Annotated in this window: 18 protein-coding genes; 17 read left to right on the forward strand and 1 reads right to left on the reverse strand. The window is 61.6% G+C overall.

The features are described from left to right. Positions 1–44: 44 nt before the first annotated feature. The 8 genes from secE to rpoC all read left to right on the forward strand — a co-directional run bounded on the left by secE (position 45) and on the right by rpoC (position 12,084). Positions 45–248 carry a preprotein translocase subunit SecE gene (secE, locus tag GTW25_RS04265; protein WP_252910733.1) on the forward strand — a complete coding sequence of 68 codons (204 nt, stop codon included), beginning with the start codon at positions 45–47 and terminating at the stop codon, positions 246–248. 25 nt (positions 249–273) lie between these two features. Further along, entirely contained in the window at positions 274–813 is a 540-nt protein-coding gene (gene nusG / locus GTW25_RS04270; RefSeq protein WP_252910734.1) for a transcription termination/antitermination protein NusG, read from the forward strand. Between the two features lie 133 nt (positions 814–946). Beyond that, the gene (gene rplK / locus GTW25_RS04275) at positions 947–1,375 is read left to right on the forward strand and encodes a 50S ribosomal protein L11 (RefSeq protein WP_252910735.1); all 429 of its coding nucleotides are present in this window, start codon (positions 947–949) and stop codon (positions 1,373–1,375) included. A gap of 2 nt (positions 1,376–1,377) precedes the next feature. Continuing rightward, entirely contained in the window at positions 1,378–2,085 is a 708-nt protein-coding gene (gene rplA / locus GTW25_RS04280; RefSeq protein ID WP_252910736.1) for a 50S ribosomal protein L1, read from the forward strand. 337 nt (positions 2,086–2,422) lie between these two features. Then, complete coding sequence (gene rplJ / locus GTW25_RS04285; RefSeq protein ID WP_252910738.1) at positions 2,423–2,941, forward strand: 50S ribosomal protein L10; 519 nt, start codon at positions 2,423–2,425, stop codon at positions 2,939–2,941. Positions 2,942–3,001: 60 nt separating this feature from the next. Continuing rightward, positions 3,002–3,382, forward strand: coding sequence for a 50S ribosomal protein L7/L12 (rplL, locus tag GTW25_RS04290; protein WP_252910739.1), 381 nt, complete (start codon positions 3,002–3,004; stop codon positions 3,380–3,382). A 192-nt stretch (positions 3,383–3,574) separates the two neighbouring features. Beyond that, complete coding sequence (gene rpoB / locus GTW25_RS04295; RefSeq protein ID WP_252910740.1) at positions 3,575–7,741, forward strand: DNA-directed RNA polymerase subunit beta; 4,167 nt, start codon at positions 3,575–3,577, stop codon at positions 7,739–7,741. Positions 7,742–7,884: 143 nt separating this feature from the next. Further along, the gene (rpoC, locus tag GTW25_RS04300) at positions 7,885–12,084 is read left to right on the forward strand and encodes a DNA-directed RNA polymerase subunit beta' (RefSeq protein WP_252910741.1); all 4,200 of its coding nucleotides are present in this window, start codon (positions 7,885–7,887) and stop codon (positions 12,082–12,084) included. Between the two features lie 258 nt (positions 12,085–12,342). Here rpoC and GTW25_RS04305 read toward each other — a convergent pair whose 3' ends face one another. Continuing rightward, positions 12,343–12,612 (reverse strand): transcriptional regulator, encoded by a 270-nt coding sequence (locus GTW25_RS04305; RefSeq protein WP_252910742.1) that lies wholly within the window; start codon positions 12,610–12,612, stop codon positions 12,343–12,345. A gap of 443 nt (positions 12,613–13,055) precedes the next feature. On the opposite strand from GTW25_RS04305, the gene rpsL reads away from it, so the two are divergent. The 9 genes from rpsL (at position 13,056) to rplB (ending at position 20,254) form a co-directional block, all read left to right on the forward strand. Next, positions 13,056–13,427, forward strand: coding sequence for a 30S ribosomal protein S12 (gene rpsL / locus GTW25_RS04310; protein WP_024585419.1), 372 nt, complete (start codon positions 13,056–13,058; stop codon positions 13,425–13,427). A 56-nt stretch (positions 13,428–13,483) separates the two neighbouring features. Continuing rightward, entirely contained in the window at positions 13,484–13,954 is a 471-nt protein-coding gene (gene rpsG / locus GTW25_RS04315) for a 30S ribosomal protein S7 (protein WP_252910743.1), read from the forward strand. A gap of 27 nt (positions 13,955–13,981) precedes the next feature. Beyond that, positions 13,982–16,072, forward strand: coding sequence for an elongation factor G (gene fusA, locus GTW25_RS04320; RefSeq protein ID WP_252910744.1), 2,091 nt, complete (start codon positions 13,982–13,984; stop codon positions 16,070–16,072). A gap of 67 nt (positions 16,073–16,139) precedes the next feature. After that, positions 16,140–17,315, forward strand: a complete 1,176-nt coding sequence (gene tuf, locus GTW25_RS04325; protein WP_252910745.1) for an elongation factor Tu — start codon at positions 16,140–16,142, stop codon at positions 17,313–17,315. A 65-nt stretch (positions 17,316–17,380) separates the two neighbouring features. Then, positions 17,381–17,689, forward strand: a complete 309-nt coding sequence (gene rpsJ / locus GTW25_RS04330; protein WP_007066362.1) for a 30S ribosomal protein S10 — start codon at positions 17,381–17,383, stop codon at positions 17,687–17,689. A gap of 64 nt (positions 17,690–17,753) precedes the next feature. Next, entirely contained in the window at positions 17,754–18,485 is a 732-nt protein-coding gene (rplC, locus tag GTW25_RS04335; RefSeq protein ID WP_252910746.1) for a 50S ribosomal protein L3, read from the forward strand. Next, positions 18,485–19,105, forward strand: a complete 621-nt coding sequence (gene rplD / locus GTW25_RS04340) for a 50S ribosomal protein L4 (RefSeq protein ID WP_252910747.1) — start codon at positions 18,485–18,487, stop codon at positions 19,103–19,105. Before rplC ends, rplD begins: the two co-directional genes overlap by 1 nt. After that, positions 19,102–19,395: a 50S ribosomal protein L23 gene (locus GTW25_RS04345; protein ID WP_252910748.1), complete on the forward strand. Its 294-nt coding sequence runs from the start codon at positions 19,102–19,104 to the stop codon at positions 19,393–19,395. Before rplD ends, GTW25_RS04345 begins: the two co-directional genes overlap by 4 nt. Before the next feature lie 22 nt (positions 19,396–19,417). Continuing rightward, positions 19,418–20,254: a 50S ribosomal protein L2 gene (gene rplB / locus GTW25_RS04350; RefSeq protein WP_252910749.1), complete on the forward strand. Its 837-nt coding sequence runs from the start codon at positions 19,418–19,420 to the stop codon at positions 20,252–20,254. Positions 20,255–20,266: the final 12 nt, after the last annotated feature.

A 20,266-nucleotide genomic window follows, 5' to 3' on the forward strand; every position in this document is an offset into this window, starting at 1 on the left:
GGACGTGTTCCGCGCGCCGGTCCGCAAAAGAAAATGAGCGGCATATGGCGTCCAAGACAACCAATCCATTCACCTTCCTCCAGCAGGTGCGGACCGAGACGTCCAAGGTGACATGGCCGACGCGGCGCGAGACCCTGATCTCGACGATCATGGTTCTGGTGTTTGCGTTTATTGCCGCAATCTTCTTCTTCGTCGCCGACCAGATCATGGCGTGGGGTATCGAACTGATCCTCGGGATCGCTCGCTAACCTGCCAATACGGAGAGCCATTAGAATGACTGCGCGGTGGTACATCGTCCACGCTTACTCGAATTTCGAGAAGAAGGTCGCCGAGGATATCGAGCACAAGGCCAAGCAAAAAGGCCTGTCGGACAAGATCGAGCAGATCGTCGTTCCGACCGAGAAGGTCGTCGAGATCCGTCGCGGCAAGAAGGTCGATGCCGAGCGCAAGTTCTTCCCCGGCTACGTGCTGATGAAGGCGAACCTTACGGATGCCGTCATCAGCTTGGTGAAGAACACCCCGCGCGTGACGGGCTTCCTCGGCGAAGACCGCACGACGGCAAAGCCGGTGCCGATTTCGGAAGCCGAGGCGAACCGCATCCTGCATCAGGTGCAGGAAGGCGTCGAGCGCCCGAAGCCTTCCGTCACCTTCGAGATCGGCGAAGCCGTTCGCGTTTCGGACGGCCCGTTCGCCTCGTTCAATGGAACGGTGCAGGAAGTCGAAGAGGAGCGTTCGCGCCTCAAGGTGGAAGTTTCGATCTTCGGGCGCGCCGTGCCCGTCGATCTCGAATTCGGTCAGGTCGAAAAGGTCTGATCGGAGCCGGGCCGCCGATGCGGCTCGTCGCAGGTGGAAGGTGAGGCGGCCTGGCCGGTTGTCGAGATCCGAACCACCAATCTGCAAGAACCGCCGGCATCGCCGGTAATTGGAAAACGAAGGCAGACGAGTTATGGCTAAGAAGATTGCAGGCCAGCTCAAGCTTCAGGTTCCCGCCGGGTCCGCGACGCCGTCGCCCCCGATCGGTCCTGCGCTTGGTCAGCGCGGCATCAACATCATGGAATTCTGCAAGGCGTTCAACGCGCAGAGCCAGGAGATGGAGAAGGGTTCGCCCATCCCCGTCGTGATCACCTATTATCAGGACAAGTCCTTCACCTTCTCGATGAAGACACCCCCGGTGTCCTACTTCCTGAAGAAGGCCATCAACCTGAAGTCAGGCTCCAAGGAGCCGGGCAAGTCGGTGGCCGGCAAGATTTCGCGCGACAAGGTTCGCGAGATCGCCGAAGCCAAGATGAAGGATCTCAACGCCAACGACGTTGAGGCTGCAATGCGCATGGTCGAGGGCTCCGCCCGTTCCATGGGCCTGGAAGTGGTGGGCTGATCATGGCGACGAAAGCAGCAAAGCGTATCACCAAGGCGCGTGAAGGCATCAATGTCGACAAGCAGTACGATCTGTCGGAGGCTATCGCTCTCCTGAAGGACCGTGCGACCGCCAAGTTCGACGAGACGATCGAGATCGCGATGAATCTCGGCGTCGACCCGCGCCACGCCGACCAGATGGTTCGCGGCGTCGTCAACCTGCCGAACGGCACGGGCCGCGACGTTCGCGTCGCCGTCTTCGCACGCGGCGATAAGGCCGAGGAAGCCAAGGCTGCCGGTGCCGACATCGTCGGCGCGGAAGACCTGGTCGAGACCGTCCAGAAGGGCGAGATCGATTTCGACCGCTGCATCGCGACCCCCGACATGATGCCGCTTGTCGGCCGTCTGGGCAAGGTGCTCGGCCCGCGCGGTATGATGCCGAACCCGAAGGTCGGCACGGTGACGCCGGACGTCGCCGCAGCCGTCAAGGCTTCCAAGGGCGGTGCCGTCGAGTTCCGCGTTGAAAAGGCCGGTATCGTTCACGCCGGCGTCGGCAAGGCATCGTTCGAATCCAAGGCGCTGGAAGAGAATGTGCGCGCGTTCGCCGATGCGGTGATCAAGGCCAAGCCGACGGGTGCCAAGGGCAACTACGTCAAGAAGGTCGCGCTGTCCTCGACCATGGGCCCGGGCGTCAAGCTCGACCCGTCGTCCGTGACGGCACCCGCAGCTTAACCAAAGCGGGTTCTAAAGAATTCCGGGCCTCACGGGGCCCGGATATCCGGGGAGAAATCTCCGGAAATCCTGTCCGAGATTGCAGGCGGTCCTTCCAAGGATGGACCTTAATTCGCAAGGGTCTGCATGAGACGGGTGAGAGGCTTTTTGGTGGGTTTCGACCCACGAGGAAGGTTCGAACCGTGTGTGCCTTTTGTCTGACAAGCCGGCGTCGCCGGTCTGGAGAAAAGGGGGCAGGATCCTCGAACGTCGTTCGGGCGATCCTTATCAAAGGAAGCCCGTGCGGCAAAGGCAACCCGACAGTCGTCGCAAGATGGCTGTCAGATGGAGATAGGCAGTGGAAAGAGCGGAAAAGCGCGAATTCGTCACAGGCCTGAACGATGTGTTTGCAAGCACGGGTTCAGTCGTTGTGGCCCACTACGCCGGGCTCACCGTCGCGCAGATGAACGATCTTCGTTCCAAGATGCGCGAAGCGGGCGGCACGGTAAAGGTCGCGAAGAACCGTCTTGCCAAGATCGCTCTTCAGGGTACGCCGTCCGAAGACATTCAGGTTCTGTTCAAGGGACAGACCCTGATCGCGTATTCGGACGATCCGGTTGTGGCCCCCAAGGTCGCGTCCGACTTCGCCAAGACGAATGACAAGCTTGTCATCATCGGCGGAGCCATGGGCGAGACCGCGCTCGACGCCGACAAGGTGAAGGCTCTTGCCTCGCTTCCGTCGCTCGACGAGCTCCGGGCCAAGATTGTCGGAATGGTTCAGACCCCCGCAAGCCGGATTGCACAGGTCGTCAACGCACCAGCGGCTCAGCTCGCTCGCGTGTTCGGCGCCTACGCCCGGAAGGACGAGAACGCCTAAGGCTGTTCTTCGCTGTCAAAATACCAACACACATTCGAACTTTCATAAGGAACTGAAAAAATGGCTGATCTCGCAAAGATCGTTGAAGACCTGTCGAGCCTGACCGTCCTCGAGGCGGCTGAGCTTTCGAAGATGCTCGAAGAGAAGTGGGGCGTTTCCGCCGCCGCTCCGGTTGCAGTCGCTGCTGCCGGTGGCGCTGCCGGTGGTGCCGCTGCCGCCGAGGAAGAGAAGACCGAGTTCGACGTTGTTCTTACCGACGCCGGTGCCAACAAGATCAACGTCATCAAGGAAGTCCGTGCGATCACGGGTCTCGGCCTCAAGGAAGCCAAGGACCTCGTCGAAGGCGCTCCGAAGCCCGTCAAGGAAGGCGTGTCGAAGGACGAGGCCGGCAAGGTCAAGGAACAGCTCGAGAAGGCCGGCGCCAAGGTCGAGCTCAAGTAAGCCCTTTGGGTTTTCGGCGGGCGGCTTTTGTCGCCCGCTGGTCCCACTGGGAAAAGCGGATGTGAAAAACCTCTTTCCTGTGGGCCGGAAACGGCTTTCAGGAAACGGGTTTTTGCCCGTTTTGACGGTTAGGCCGCGTTTGTGCGCGGCGGATGATTGGCAAAGTTAGCCAAAAGGCAGCAAGGAGCGACGATGGCCCAGACCCAGACGTTCAATGGTCGCAGGCGCGTACGCAAATTCTTCGGAAACATTCCGGAAGTTGCGGAGATGCCGAACCTGATCGAGGTTCAAAAGGCATCCTATGATCAGTTCCTCATGGTGACGGAGCCGAAGGGCGGTCGTCTCGATGAAGGACTGCAGGCGGTTTTCAAGTCCGTGTTCCCGATCCAGGATTTCGCCGGAACGGCGATGCTGGAATTCGTCAAGTATGAGTTCGAGGCGCCCAAGTTCGATGTGGACGAGTGCCGGCAGCGCGATCTGACCTTCGCAGCGCCGCTCAAGGTCACTTTGCGTCTGATCGTGTTCGATATCGACGAGGATACGGGCTCGAAGTCGGTCAAGGACATCAAGGAGCAGGACGTCTACATGGGCGACATGCCCCTGATGACATCGAACGGCACCTTCATCGTCAACGGCACCGAGCGCGTCATCGTCTCCCAGATGCACCGTTCGCCGGGCGTTTTCTTCGACCACGACAAGGGCAAGTCGCATTCGTCGGGCAAGCTGCTTTTCGCCGCGCGCGTCATTCCTTACCGTGGTTCGTGGCTCGATATCGAGTTCGATTCCAAGGACGTCGTGCATGCGCGCATCGACCGCCGCCGCAAAATTCCGGCGACGTCGCTCCTGATGGCGCTCGGCATGGACGGCGAGGAAATCCTTTCGACCTTCTATAACAAGATCACATTCGAGAACGCCGGCGACCATTGGCGTATCCCGTTCTCGGCCGAGCGTTTCCGCGGCATGAAGGCCGTGACCGATCTCGTCGACGCCGACACCGGCGAAGTCGTGGTCGAGGCCGGCAAGAAGATCACCGCGCGTCAGGCCAAACAGCTTACGGAAAAGGGCCTGAAGTATCTCAAGGCGACGGAAGACGACCTCGTCGGCAACTATCTTGCCGAGGATATCGTCAACCCGGAGACGGGCGAGATCTATCTTGAGGCCGGCGACGAGCTGGAACTGACGGTCGACGCCAAGTCGGGCGAGCGCAAGGGCAATCTGATCGAGCTTTTGAAGCTCGGCCATGACGAGATCAGCGTTCTCGACATCGATCACGTCAATGTCGGTGCCTACATCCGCAACACACTCGCGGTCGACAAGAACGAGAGCCGTCAGGACGCGCTGTTCGACATCTACCGCGTGATGCGTCCGGGCGAGCCGCCGACAATCGACACCGCCGAGGCGATGTTCAATTCGCTGTTCTTCGACGCGGAGCGCTACGACCTTTCGGCCGTCGGCCGCGTCAAGATGAACATGCGTCTGGAGCTCGACGCCGAGGACACCGTGCGCGTTCTGCGCAAGGACGACATTCTGGCCGTGGTAAAGACGCTCGTCGAACTGCGCGACGGTAAGGGTGAGATCGACGACATCGACAATCTCGGCAACCGCCGCGTGCGTTCGGTCGGCGAACTCATGGAGAACCAGTACCGCGTCGGCCTGCTCCGTATGGAGCGTGCCATCAAGGAGCGCATGTCGTCGATCGAGATCGACACGGTCATGCCGCAGGACCTGATCAACGCCAAGCCGGCGGCTGCCGCCGTGCGCGAGTTCTTCGGTTCCTCGCAGCTTTCGCAGTTCATGGATCAGACGAACCCGCTGTCGGAAATCACGCATAAGCGCCGTCTTTCGGCGCTTGGACCTGGCGGTCTGACGCGTGAGCGCGCTGGCTTCGAAGTCCGCGACGTTCATCCGACGCATTATGGCCGCATCTGCCCGATCGAGACGCCGGAAGGCCCGAATATCGGCCTGATCAACTCGCTCGCGACCTTTGCCCGTGTGAACAAATACGGTTTCATCGAGAGCCCGTACCGCAAGATCATCGACGGCAAGGTCAGCCACGACGTCGTCTATCTCTCGGCGATGGAAGAGGCCAAGCACTACGTCGCCCAGGCGAACGCCGAACTCGACGCCAATGGCCAGTTCACGGAAGAATTCGTGATCTGCCGCCATGCCGGCGAAGTGATGATGGCGCCGCGCGAGAACGTGGATCTGATGGACGTGTCGCCGAAGCAGCTCGTTTCGGTCGCCGCGGCGCTCATCCCGTTCCTCGAGAACGACGACGCCAACCGCGCTCTGATGGGCTCGAACATGCAGCGTCAGGCCGTGCCGCTGGTGCGTGCCGAAGCGCCGTTCGTCGGCACCGGCATGGAGCCGATCGTCGCCCGTGACTCGGGCGCCGCCATCGGCGCGCGCCGTGGCGGTATCGTCGATCAGGTGGACGCGACGCGTATCGTCATCCGCGCGACGGAAGACCTCGATCCGGGCAAGTCCGGCGTCGATATCTACCGTCTGATGAAGTTCCAGCGTTCGAACCAGAACACCTGCATCAACCAGCGTCCGCTGGTGAAGGTCGGTGATCCGGTGAACAAGGGCGACATCCTTGCCGACGGTCCGTCGACCGATCTCGGCGATCTGGCGCTTGGCCGCAACGTGCTCGTCGCGTTCATGCCGTGGAACGGCTACAACTACGAGGATTCGATCCTCCTGTCCGAGCGCATCGTCGCCGACGACATCTTCACCTCGATCCATATCGAGGAGTTCGAGGTCATGGCGCGCGATACGAAGCTCGGGCCGGAAGAAATCACGCGCGACATTCCGAACGTTTCGGAAGAGGCGCTGAAGAACCTCGACGAAGCCGGCATCACGTATATCGGCGCGGAAGTGCAGCCGGGCGACATTCTCGTCGGCAAGATCACGCCGAAGGGCGAAAGCCCGATGACGCCGGAGGAAAAACTCTTGCGCGCCATCTTCGGTGAGAAGGCGTCCGACGTGCGCGACACGTCCATGCGCATGCCGCCCGGCGCCTACGGCACGGTCGTCGAAGTGCGCGTCTTCAATCGCCACGGCGTTGAGAAGGACGAGCGCGCGATGGCGATCGAGCGCGAGGAGATCGAGCGTCTGGCGAAGGACCGCGACGACGAACAGGCGATCCTCGACCGCAACGTCTATTCGCGTCTGGCCGACCTTCTGGAAGGCCAGGAAGTCATCGCCGGTCCGAAGGGCTTCAAGAAGGGCGGCGCGCTCAGCCGTGAAACGCTGACCGACTACCCGCGTTCGCAGTGGTGGCAGTTCGCTCTCGGCGACGAGAAGCTTCAGGGTGAACTCGAGGCGCTTCGCGGCCAGTACGACGATTCCAAGAAGGCGCTCGAGCAGCGCTTCATGGACAAGGTCGAGAAGGTGCAGCGCGGCGACGAGATGCCGCCCGGCGTCATGAAGATGGTCAAGGTCTTCGTTGCCGTTAAGCGCAAGATGCAGCCCGGCGACAAGATGGCCGGCCGTCACGGCAACAAGGGTGTCGTGTCGCGGATTCTGCCTGCAGAAGACATGCCGTTCCTCGAGGACGGCACCCATGCCGATATCGTGCTCAATCCGTTGGGCGTGCCGTCGCGCATGAATGTCGGGCAGATTCTCGAAACGCATCTTGGTTGGGCCTGTGCGGGCATGGGCCGCAAGATCGGTGAACTCATCGAGGCATACAACGCGGATGGCAACATCAAGCCGCTGCGCGCCACGATCGAGGACATCATTCCGGCCAATGACCGCAACGAGCCGGTCCGCGATTACGACGACGATTCGGTCCTGCGTCTGGCCGACCAGATGAAGCACGGTGTCACCATCGCGACGCCGGTCTTCGACGGTGCGAACGAGGCCGACATCAACGAACTTTTGACGCAGGCGGGTCTTCATACGAGCGGTCAGTCGACCGTCTATGACGGACGCACGGGCGAACCGTTCGATCGTAAGGTGACGATGGGCTATATCTATATGCTCAAGCTTCACCACCTCGTGGACGACAAGATCCACGCGCGTTCGATCGGACCCTACTCGCTCGTCACCCAGCAGCCGCTGGGCGGCAAGGCGCAGTTCGGTGGCCAGCGCTTCGGCGAGATGGAGGTCTGGGCTCTGGAAGCATACGGCGCGGCCTACACGCTGCAGGAGATGCTGACGGTGAAGTCGGACGACGTTGCCGGCCGTACCAAGGTCTACGAGGCCATCGTGCGTGGAGACGATACGTTCGAAGCCGGCATTCCGGAGAGCTTCAACGTTCTCGTCAAGGAAATGCGCTCGCTCGGCCTCAATGTGGAGCTCGAAAACACGCAGGCCGACCAGGAGCAGCAGCAGCTCCCGGACGCCGCAGAGTAAAAGAAGGGCAGGGCGCCGCATCCGTGCGGCGCCCGTCCGGCCGGAACCGTCCGGCGAATGTCCGCTAGAATTCAGACGCGCGACGAAGCCCCAGCGTCGCGTCCGTCCAGGAAAGGGACCAAGGGTCCCGTAAGGAGAACGGCATGAACCAAGAGGTCATGAATCTTTTCAACCCTCAGGCGCCGGCCCAGAATTTCGATTCCATCCGGATTTCGCTGGCCAGCCCGGACAAGATTCTCTCCTGGTCGTACGGCGAGATCAAAAAGCCGGAAACCATCAATTACCGCACGTTCAAGCCCGAGCGTGACGGTCTGTTCTGTGCGCGCATCTTTGGCCCGATCAAGGACTACGAATGCCTGTGCGGCAAGTACAAGCGCATGAAGTACAAGGGCGTCATCTGCGAGAAGTGCGGCGTCGAGGTCACGCTGTCGCGCGTGCGCCGTGAGCGCATGGGCCACATCGAGCTTGCCGCTCCCGTCGCGCATATCTGGTTCCTGAAGTCGCTGCCGAGCCGCATCGGCACCCTTCTCGACATGACGCTGAAGGACATCGAGCGCGTCCTGTACTTCGAGAACTACATCGTCACCGAGCCGGGCCTGACTGCGCTGAAGGAGCACCAGCTTCTCAGCGAGGAAGACTACATGTTGGCTGTCGACGAATATGGCGAGGATTCCTTTACCGCCATGATCGGCGCGGAAGCCATCCATGACCTTCTCGCTGGCATGGACCTCGAGAAGATCGCGGGCGATCTGCGTGCCGAACTCGCCACCACGACGTCCGAGCTGAAGCAGAAAAAGCTTCTGAAGCGGCTCAAGGTTGTCGAGAACTTCATGGAATCGGGCAACCGTCCCGAGTGGATGATCATGAAGATCGTCCCGGTCATCCCGCCGGACCTGCGTCCGCTGGTGCCGCTCGACGGCGGCCGGTTCGCCACGTCCGACCTGAACGATCTCTACCGCCGCGTCATCAACCGCAACAACCGTTTGAAGCGGCTGATCGAACTGCGCGCGCCGGGCATCATCATCCGCAACGAGAAGCGCATGCTTCAGGAAGCGGTCGACGCCCTGTTCGACAACGGTCGTCGCGGCCGCGTCATCACGGGCGCCAACAAGCGTCCGCTGAAGTCGCTGTCCGACATGCTCAAGGGTAAGCAGGGCCGGTTCCGCCAGAACCTGCTCGGCAAGCGCGTCGACTATTCGGGCCGTTCGGTCATCGTGACGGGTCCCGAGCTCAAGCTGCACCAGTGCGGCCTGCCGAAGAAGATGGCGCTCGAACTCTTCAAGCCCTTCATCTACGCCCGCCTCGACGCAAAGGGTTACTCCTCGACCGTCAAGCAGGCGAAGAAGCTCGTCGAGAAGGAGCGTCCGGAAGTCTGGGACATCCTGGACGAGGTCATCCGCGAGCACCCGGTTCTCCTGAATCGCGCGCCGACGCTGCACCGTCTGGGCATTCAGGCGTTCGAGCCCATCCTGATCGAAGGCAAGGCGATCCAGCTTCACCCGCTGGTCTGCACGGCCTTCAATGCCGATTTCGACGGCGACCAGATGGCCGTTCACGTTCCGCTGTCGCTGGAAGCGCAGTTGGAAGCGCGCGTCCTGATGATGTCGACCAACAATATCCTCCATCCCGCGTCCGGCGCACCGATCATCGTGCCGTCGCAGGACATGGTGTTGGGTCTCTACTATTTGTCGATCGTCAACGACAACGAGCCGGGTGAGGGCATGGTGTTCGCCGACATGGGCGAACTCCAGCACGCGCTCGAGACCAAGGCCGTGACGCTCCACGCCAAGATCAAGGGTCGCTTCAAGACGGTCGATGCCGAGGGTAAGCCCGTCTCGAAAATCTACGATACGACGCCTGGCCGCATGCTGATCGGCGAACTCCTGCCGAAGAACGTCAATGTGCCGTTCGAGATCTGCAACCAGGAGATGACCAAGAAGAACATCTCCAAGATGATCGACACGGTCTACCGCCACTGCGGCCAGAAGGAGACGGTGATCTTCTGCGACCGCATCATGGCGCTCGGCTTCGCCCGTGCCTGCATGGCCGGCATCTCGTTCGGCAAGGACGACATGGTCATCCCGGACACCAAGGCAAAGCTGGTGGCCGACACGGAAGCGCTCGCGAAGGAATACGAGCAGCAGTACAATGACGGCCTGATCACGCAGGGCGAGAAGTACAACAAGGTCGTCGACGCCTGGGCGAAGTGCTCGGAAAAGGTCGCCGACGAGATGATGGGCCGCATCAAGGCGGTCGAGTTCGGCGACGACAAGCGGCAAAAGCCGATGAACTCGATCTACATGATGTCGCATTCGGGTGCGCGTGGTTCGCCGACGCAGATGCGTCAGCTTGCCGGCATGCGTGGCTTGATGGCCAAGCCTTCGGGCGAGATCATCGAGACGCCGATCATCTCCAACTTCAAGGAAGGCCTGACCGTTCTGGAGTACTTCAACTCCACCCACGGTGCCCGCAAGGGGCTGGCCGACACCGCCTTGAAGACGGCAAACTCGGGCTATCTGACGCGTCGTCTTGTCGACGTGGCGCAGGACTGCATCGTCAATGCAGTCGATTGCGGCACCGAGAAGGGCCTGACCATGCAGCCGATCGTGGATGCGGGACAGGTCGTGGCCTCGCTCGGCCAGCGTATTCTCGGTCGCACCTCGCTCGACGATATCGTGCACCCGGTTTCGGGCGACGTGATCGTCAAGGCGGGAACGCTGATCGATGAACGCGACGTGGATGCCGTCGAAAAGGCGGGCATCCAGTCCGTGCGCATTCGCTCGGCTCTGACCTGTGACGTGCGTACCGGTGTTTGCGCAGTCTGCTACGGACGCGATCTCGCACGCGGCACGCCCGTCAACCAGGGCGAGGCCGTTGGCGTCATCGCGGCGCAGTCGATCGGCGAGCCGGGCACGCAGCTCACCATGCGTACCTTCCACATGGGCGGTACCGCGCAGGTGGTGGACTCGTCGTTCCTCGAAGCGTCCTATGAAGGCACGGTCAAGATCCGCAACCGCAACGTGGTGCGCAACTCGGACGGCCATCTCGTCGTCATGGGCCGCAACATGGCGGTCGTCATCGCCGACGAGGCGGGCAAGGAGCGCGCGGTTCACCGTGTGACCTACGGCTCGCGCATCTTCGTTGACGAGGGCGATGCGGTGAAGCGCGGCCAGCGTATCGCCGAGTGGGACCCGTACACGCGTCCGGTCCTGACCGAAGTCGGCGGCAAGGTCGTCTTCGAAGATTTGGTCGACGGTATCTCGGTTCAGGAAACTGCCGACGAGTCCACGGGCATCACCAAGCGTGAGGTCATCGACTGGCGCTCGACCCCGCGCGGCACCGATCTGAAGCCGGCCATCACCGTGATGGACGAAAAGGGCAAGGTGCTGAAGCTGTCGAAGGGCGGCGATGCACGCTTCCTGCTGTCGGTCGAGGCGATTCTCTCGGTCGAGCCGGACGCAACGGTTCAGCCGGGCGACGTGATTGCCCGTGTTCCGATGGAAAGCGCCAAGACGAAGGACATCACCGGCGGTCTGCCGCGTGTTGCCGAGCTCTTCGAGGCGCGCCGTCCGAAGGACCACGCCATCATCGCGGAAATCGACGGAACGGTGAAGTTCGGTCGCGACTACAAGAACAAGCGTCGCATCGTCATCGAACCGCATGACGAGCAAGTCGAGCCGGTCGAGTATCTGATCCCGAAGGGCAAGCCGTTCCATCTTCAGGAAGGCGACAGCATCGAGAAGGGCGACTACATCCTCGACGGCAACCCGGCTCCGCACGACATCCTGGCGATCAGGGGCGTGGAGGCTTTGGCTTCCTATCTCGTGAACGAAATCCAGGAAGTCTACCGGTTGCAGGGCGTCGTGATCAATGACAAGCACATCGAGGTGATCGTTCGCCAGATGCTGCAAAAGGTCGAGATCACGGAGCAGGGCGACTCGCAGTACATCCCCGGCGATCACGTCGACTCGATCGAACTCGACGAGATCAACGATCGCCTGATCGAGGAAGGCAAGAAGCCGGCTGCCGGCGAGCCCGTGCTGCTCGGCATCACCAAAGCCTCGCTGCAAACGCCGTCTTTCATCTCGGCCGCCTCGTTCCAGGAGACGACCCGCGTCCTCACCGAGGCTGCGGTTGCCGGCAAGATGGACACGCTGCAGGGTCTGAAGGAGAACGTCATCGTCGGTCGCCTCATCCCCGCCGGAACCGGTGGCCAGATGAGCCAGATCCGTCGTATCGCGTCCTCGCGCGACGACCTGATCCTTGAAGAGCGCCGTAAAACGTCGGGTGCCGAGACGGCAAACCCGATGCTGGCGGACATGACGGGCGATGCAGCGGAGTAATCGCCGCGCACATGACATGCAAAAGGCTGCCGGAGCGATCCGGCGGCCTTTTCGTATGGTGTCAGGAAGAGGCCTGGATTTCTGTGACGAGCACAGGAATGACGGCATTGAGGTTTCAGCCGGTCGTCGGGTTCACGATTTGCAGACCCGTTCATGAAGTCCGTCATTCCTGTGCTCGTCACAGGAACCCAGGCCTCGCACTCAATCAAGCGCGGTTGCCGTCCCGAAAGTTCTCCACCGCGAGCGCAGTCCGATCGCCTACATCGTGACGATCGCGATCTCGCCCTCCATCGCCCCCTGCCAGGCGGACATGTGCGGCTCCTCGTCGGGCATGCCTTCCAGTTCGCCGATCTGATCGAGCTCGGCGCGCCCGTAGCCTTCGCGCTTGAGCGCTTCGAGCGTCATGCGGACGGCCGAATCGTCGTCCGGCGCGCGCAGGAGCACATTGATTCTTTCGGCCGCCGCCGACTCGCTGCGCCACACGCGGCCGACAATGATGATGACGCGGGGCTCTTCGTTGTCGTTCATGGCTGACCTTGTTTCATCGTTCGAGCGATTCCATATGGCATCCCGAAGCCGGTGCGCAAGCGGTTCGAATGGCGCGGAATTTCCGGCAAGTTCGACCGCGTTTGGCGACATATAATTACGGTGCTTCATGCCAACGCCGAGATTGCCTCTATTTCAGCGGCTGCGGGGTTGACGATCCGCCGGCTTGGCGGTAGAAGCCGCGTCATCTGAGCCGATGTGAGGGTTTCTTTTCGAAGCGACACGCTTTGAAGTTTGCCTCTCAAACAGGGTTCGTTCTACGAGCGACGACACATTTCCGGCCTGCACGAAGCAGCAATGCTTCCTCTGCGTTTGTTGGGCAAGACCGTTGAGGCGGTATTTGCCCGAATTCGTGCATGGACATGCTGCCGGCGGCCGCCCTGACGGGCTTGAGACACGAGTTTGAGAGAAAGAGGAAGGTTTTAATGCCTACCGTCAACCAGCTGATCCGCAAGCCGCGCATTGCGCCGGTGAAGCGCAATAAGGTTCCGGCCATGCAGGCCAACCCGCAGAAGCGCGGCGTTTGCACGCGCGTCTACACGACGACGCCGAAGAAGCCGAACTCGGCGCTGCGCAAGGTTGCGAAGATTCGTCTCGTCAACGGTTTCGAGGTGATCGGCTACATTCCGGGCGAAGGCCACAACCTTCAGGAGCACTCCGTGGTCATGATCCGCGGCGGTCGCGTGAAGGATCTTCCCGGTGTTCGCTACCACATCATTCGCGGCGTGCTGGACACCCAGGGCGTCAAGAACCGCAAGCAGCGTCGTTCGAAGTACGGCGCCAAGCGTCCGAAGTAAGGTTTTCCGGCCGGGCGGATCATTCCGCCGGCTGCTGATCGTGAGAGACGAATAATATGTCCAGACGCCACCGTGCAGAAAAGCGTGAGATCAACCCGGACCCGAAGTTCGGCGACCTGATCATCACCAAGTTCATGAACGCCGTCATGTTCGACGGCAAGAAGTCCGCTGCCGAGCGCATCGTCTATGGCGCGCTGGAGCAGCTCGAGTCCAAGACGAAGCAGGAGCCGGTCGGCGTGTTCCATACCGCGCTCGACAATGTCGCTCCGCATGTCGAGGTTCGTTCGCGCCGCGTCGGTGGTGCGACCTATCAGGTTCCGGTCGACGTCCGTCCGGAGCGCCGTCAGGCTCTGGCGATCCGCTGGCTGATCACGGCTGCCCGCAACCGCAACGAGACGACCATGATCGATCGCCTGTCGGGCGAACTCATGGATGCCTCGAACAATCGCGGCACGGCAGTCAAGAAGCGTGAAGACACGCACAAGATGGCCGAAGCCAACCGCGCCTTCGCGCACTACCGCTGGTAATTCCGGCGATCAGGGAAAGGCACAATCATGGCCCGCGATTATAAGATCGAAGACTACCGTAATTTCGGTATCATGGCGCATATCGACGCCGGCAAGACGACGACGACCGAGCGCATCCTGTTCTATACGGGCAAGTCGCACAAGATCGGCGAAGTCCACGACGGTGCTGCCACCATGGATTGGATGGAGCAGGAGCAGGAGCGTGGCATCACGATCACGTCCGCTGCGACCACCACGTTTTGGGAAGGCCGCGACGGCAAGAAGCGCCGCTTCAACATCATCGACACGCCCGGTCACGTCGACTTCACGATCGAAGTCGAGCGTTCGCTGCGCGTTCTCGACGGTGCGATTGCCCTTCTGGATGCCAATGCCGGTGTCGAGCCGCAGACGGAAACCGTCTGGCGTCAGGCTGACAAGTATCATGTCCCGCGCATGATCTTCTGCAACAAGATGGACAAGATCGGTGCGGACTTCTACCGCTCGGTCGAGATGGTCAAGAGCCGTCTCGGCGCGACCCCGGTCGTCGTTCAGCTCCCGATCGGCGCGGAAAACGACTTCGCCGGCGTCGTCGACCTGATCGAGATGAAGGCGCTTGTCTGGAAGTCCGAAAACCTCGGCGCCGAGTGGGATGTCGTGGAAATTCCGGCCGACCTCAAGGACAAGGCCGAAGAGTTCCGCGAGCAGATGATCGAGACGGCCGTCGAAATGGACGAGGGCGCTCTGGAACGTTACCTCGAAGGCGTGATGCCGTCCAACGACGAGTTGCGCGCGCTGATCCGCAAGGGCACGATCGAAGTCAAGTTCTTCCCGATGTTCTGCGGTTCCGCCTTCAAGAACAAGGGCGTCCAGCCGCTGCTTCACGGCGTTGTCGACTTCCTGCCGTCGCCGGTCGAAGTGCCAGCGATCAAGGGCATCGACCCGAAGACCGAAGCAGAGATCGCGCGTCACTCTTCGGATGACGAGCCGCTTTCGATGCTCGCCTTCAAGATCATGAACGATCCGTTCGTCGGTTCGCTTACCTTCTGCCGTATCTATTCCGGCGTTCTCAAGAAGGGCGTTTCGCTCGAGAACACCGTGAAGGAGAAGAAGGAGCGCATTGGCCGCATGCTTCAGATGCACTCGAACTCGCGTTCGGACATCGAAGAAGCGTTTGCGGGCGACATCGTCGCGCTTGCCGGCCTCAAGGACACGACGACTGGCGACACGCTTTGCGATCCGCTGAAGCCGGTCATTCTTGAGCGGATGGAATTCCCCGATCCGGTCATCCAGATCGCGATCGAGCCGAAGACCAAGGGCGACCAGGAAAAGATGGGCCTCGCGCTCAACCGCCTTGCCGCCGAGGATCCGTCCTTCCGCGTCAAGACGGACGAGGAAAGCGGCCAGACGATCATCGCCGGCATGGGCGAGCTTCATCTCGACATCCTCGTCGATCGCATGAAGCGCGAGTTCAAGGTCGAGGCGAATGTCGGTGCACCGCAGGTGGCCTATCGCGAGACGATCACCCGTCTCGCCGAGGTGGACTACACGCACAAGAAGCAGACCGGCGGCACCGGCCAGTTCGCCCGCGTCAAGCTCGTCTTCGAACCGAATCCGGAAACGGAAGAGTTCGTGTTCGAGTCCAAGATCGTCGGCGGCGCGGTTCCGAAGGAGTACATTCCGGGCGTCCAGAAGGGCATCCAGAGCGTCCTGTCCTCCGGTCCGCTGGCAGGCTTCCCGATGCTCGGCGTCAAGGCGACGCTGATCGACGGTGCCTTCCACGATGTCGACTCCTCGGTACTGGCGTTCGAAATCGCGTCCCGCGCGGCCTTCCGTGAAGGCGCCCAGAAGGCTGGTGCACAGCTTCTGGAGCCGATCATGAAGGTCGAGGTCGTGACGCCGGAAGACTATGTCGGCTCGGTCATTGGCGATCTGAATGGCCGCCGTGGCCAGATTCAGGGCCAGGAAGCACGCGGCGTCGCAGTCGTGATCAACGCGATGGTGCCGCTGGCGAACATGTTCAAGTATGTCGATACGCTGCGTTCGATGTCGCAGGGCCGCGCCCAGTACACGATGCAATTCGACCATTACGAGCCGGTCCCGCAGGCCGTCGCTCAGGAAATCCAGAAGAAATACGCGTAAGCGCCTGTCGGGCTTCGCATAAACGAACACAAAGCCTGACAAGGCCAACAAGGAATGGAGAATTCACATGGCGAAGGGTAAATTTGAGCGTAACAAGCCGCATGTGAACATTGGCACGATTGGCCATGTTGACCATGGCAAGACGTCGCTGACGGCTGCGATCACGAAGTACTTCGGTGAGTTCCGCGCGTATGACCAGATCGACGCGGCGCCGGAAGAGAAGGCACGCGGCATCACGATCTCGACGGCGCATGTGGAATACGAGACGGAAAACCGTCACTACGCGCATGTCGACTGCCCCGGCCACGCCGACTATGTGAAGAACATGATCACCGGTGCGGCGCAGATGGACGGCGCGATCCTGGTGTGTTCGGCCGCTGACGGCCCGATGCCGCAGACCCGCGAGCACATCCTGCTCGCCCGCCAGGTTGGCGTTCCGGCTGTGGTGGTGTTCCTGAACAAGGTCGACCAGGTCGACGACGAGGAACTGCTCGAACTGGTCGAACTGGAAGTGCGCGAGCTTCTGTCGATGTACGACTTCCCGGGTGACGACATTCCGATCGTCAAGGGTTCGGCGCTGGCGGCTCTGGAAGATTCCAACAAGGCGATCGGCGAAGACGCGATCCGCAAGCTGATGGCCGAGGTCGACGCCTACATCCCGACGCCGGAGCGTCCGATCGACCAGCCGTTCCTGATGCCGATCGAGGACGTGTTCTCGATCTCGGGCCGTGGCACGGTGGTGACCGGCCGCGTCGAGCGCGGCATCGTCAAGGTCGGCGAGGAAGTCGAGATCGTCGGCATCCGCGACACCAAGAAGACGACGGTGACGGGCGTCGAGATGTTCCGCAAGCTGCTCGACCAGGGCCAGGCGGGCGACAATATCGGTGCGCTGATCCGCGGTGTGGACCGTGAAGGCGTCGAGCGCGGTCAGGTTCTGTGCAAGCCGGGTTCGGTGAAGCCGCACAAGAAGTTCGTGGCCGAAGCCTACATCCTGACGAAGGAAGAGGGTGGCCGTCACACGCCGTTCTTCACGAACTACCGTCCGCAGTTCTACTTCCGCACGACGGACGTGACGGGCATCGTGACGCTGCCGGAAGGCACGGAAATGGTGATGCCGGGCGACAACATCACGGTCGACGTGGAACTGATCGTTCCGATCGCGATGGAAGAAAAGCTGCGCTTCGCCATCCGCGAAGGCGGCCGCACCGTCGGCGCCGGCATCGTCGCAAGCATCACGGAATAACAGGAAACGGTCTGTCGCGGGCGCGGGCAAGCCCCGCGCCGCGAAAGACTTGAAGGAAGAAACGCATGAACGGACAGAACATCCGCATCCGCCTCAAGGCGTTTGACCACCGTGTGCTGGATGCCTCGACGCGTGAAATCGTGTCGACCGCAAAACGCACCGGCGCGAACGTCCGTGGCCCCATTCCGCTGCCGACCCGTATCGAGAAGTTCACGGTCAACCGCTCGCCGCACATCGACAAGAAGAGCCGCGAGCAGTTCGAGATGCGCACACATAAGCGTCTTCTCGACATCGTCGACCCGACCCCGCAGACGGTCGACGCGCTGATGAAGCTCGATCTTGCCGCCGGTGTCGACGTCGAGATCAAGCTCTAAAGAGCCAAGACACGAACCGACCGGGCGAAAGCTCCTAAGGTTCCTCTGAAGGAAGAACGAGAAAATGCGTTCAGGTGTTATTGCACAGAAAGTCGGGATGACGCGCGTCTACAACGACGCAGGCGAGCATGTGCCGGTGACGGTTCTCCGCATGGAGAACTGCCAGGTCGTCGCCCAGCGCACCCAGGAAAAGAACGGCTACACGGCAGTGCAGCTCGGCGTTGGCCTTGCCAAGGTCAAGAACACGTCGAAGGCCATGCGTGGTCATTTCGCCGCCGCCAGCGTCGAGCCGAAGTCGCAGCTCGCCGAGTTCCGCGTCTCCGAAGACAACATGCTCGACATCGGTGCAGAAATCACCGCCGAGCATTTCGTCGCCGGCCAGAAGGTCGATGTGACGGGCACGTCGGTCGGCAAGGGCTTCCAGGGTGTCATGAAGCGCTACAATTTCGGTGGCGGTCGTGCATCCCACGGTAACTCGGTCTCGCACCGCTCGCACGGTTCGACCGGTCAGCGTCAGGATCCGGGCAAGGTCTTCAAGGGCAAGAAGATGGCCGGCCACATGGGCGCGACCCGCGTGACGACCCAGAACCTCGAAATCGTTTCGACCGATCTTGATCGCGGTCTGATCCTCATCCGCGGCGCCGTTCCCGGCTCCAAGGGTGCCTGGATCGTCGTTCGCGACGCCGTTAAGTCGCCGGCACCCGACAATGCGCCGAAGCCGGCCGCGATCCGTGCCGCCAGCAAAAGCGAAGCCTCCAAGGGCGAGACTGCCCCGGCTGCCGAAGGAGCCGAATGATGGATCTTAAAGTCACCACGCTCTCCGGCGACGAGGCCGGCAAGCTGAAGCTCTCCGACGAGATCTTCGGTCTCGAGCCCCGCGAGGACATCCTTCAGCGCGTCGTGCGCTGGCAGCTTGCCAAGAAGCAGCAGGGCACGCACAAGACCAAGGGCCGTGCGGAAATCGCGCGCACCGGCGCCAAGATGTACAAGCAGAAGGGTACGGGCCGCGCTCGTCACTCGTCGGCTCGCGCTCCGCAGTTCCGCGGCGGCGGCAAGGCCCACGGCCCGGTCGTTCGCAGCCACGCCCACGATCTTCCCAAGAAGCTTCGTGCGCTCGGCCTGAAGCACGCTCTTTCAGCCAAGGCCAAGGCGTCGGACCTCATCGTCATCGACGATCTGGTCGCATCGGATGCCAAGACCAAGGCGATAGCGGCGAACTTCGTGAAGCTCGGTCTGACCAATGCGCTCGTCATCGGCGGCGCTGAACTCGACCAGAACTTCAAGCGCGCCGCTGCCAACATCGCCAATATCGACGTACTGCCGGTGCAGGGCATCAACGTCTACGACATCCTTCGTCGCGGCAAGCTGGTGCTTTCCAAGGCGGCTATCGAAGCCCTCGAGGAGCGGTTCAAATGACGGATCTTCGCCACTACGACGTGATCGTCTCGCCGGCGATCACCGAGAAGTCGACCATGGCTTCCGAATTCAACCAGGTGGTCTTCAACGTTGCCCGCAAGGCGACGAAGCCCGAGATCAAGGCCGCTGTCGAGGCGCTGTTCGGGGTCAAGGTCACCGGCGTCAACACGCTCGTCCGCAAGGGCAAGGTGAAGCGGTTCCGCGGCACCATCGGCCGTACGAGCGACGTCAAGAAGGCTGTCGTGACCCTGGCCGACGGCCAGTCGATCGACGTCTCGACGGGCCTCTGAGCGACCGGAAGGACATAGAACAATGGCACTCAAGAAATTCAATCCGGTAACGCCAGGTACCCGCCAGTTGGTCATCGTCGACCGCTCGGGCCTTTACAAGGGCAAGCCCGTCAAGGGACTGACCGAAGGTCTGAAGTCGGCCGGCGGCCGCAACAATGCCGGTCGCGTCACCGCGCGGTATCAGGGCGGCGGTCACAAGCGCACCTACCGCATCATCGACTTCAAACGTCGCAAGTTCGACGTGTCGGCGACGGTCGAGCGTATCGAATACGATCCGAACCGCACAGCCTTCATCGCGCTTTTGAAGTACGAGGACGGCGAACTGGCCTATATCCTGGCACCGCAGCGTCTTGCTGTCGGCGACAAGGTCATTGCCGGCGAGAAGGCGATCGACGTGAAGCCGGGCAACGCGATGCCGCTTGGCTCGATGCCGGTCGGTACGATCGTCCATAATGTCGAGCTGAAGCCGGGCAAGGGTGGTCAGGTCGCACGGTCCGCCGGTTCCTACGCTCAGTTGGTCGGCCGCGACCAGGGCATGGCGATCCTGCGCCTGAACTCGGGCGAGCAGCGCCTCGTTCACGGCTCGTGCATAGCGACTGTCGGTGCAGTCTCGAACCCGGACCACGGCAACATCAACCTGGGCAAGGCCGGCCGTTCGCGCTGGCTGGGCAAGCGTCCGCATGTTCGCGGCGTCGCCATGAACCCGGTCGATCACCCGCATGGTGGTGGTGAAGGACGCACGTCCGGTGGCCGTCATCCGGTCACGCCCTGGGGCAAGCCTACCAAGGGCAAGAAGACGCGGTCCAACAAATCGACCGACAAGTTCATCATGCGCTCGCGCCACGCGCGCAAGAGCTAAGGAAAGGGTGTC

Source organism: Aliihoeflea aestuarii, from assembly GCF_024105665.1.
GTDB lineage: Bacteria > Pseudomonadota > Alphaproteobacteria > Rhizobiales > Rhizobiaceae > Aliihoeflea > Aliihoeflea aestuarii.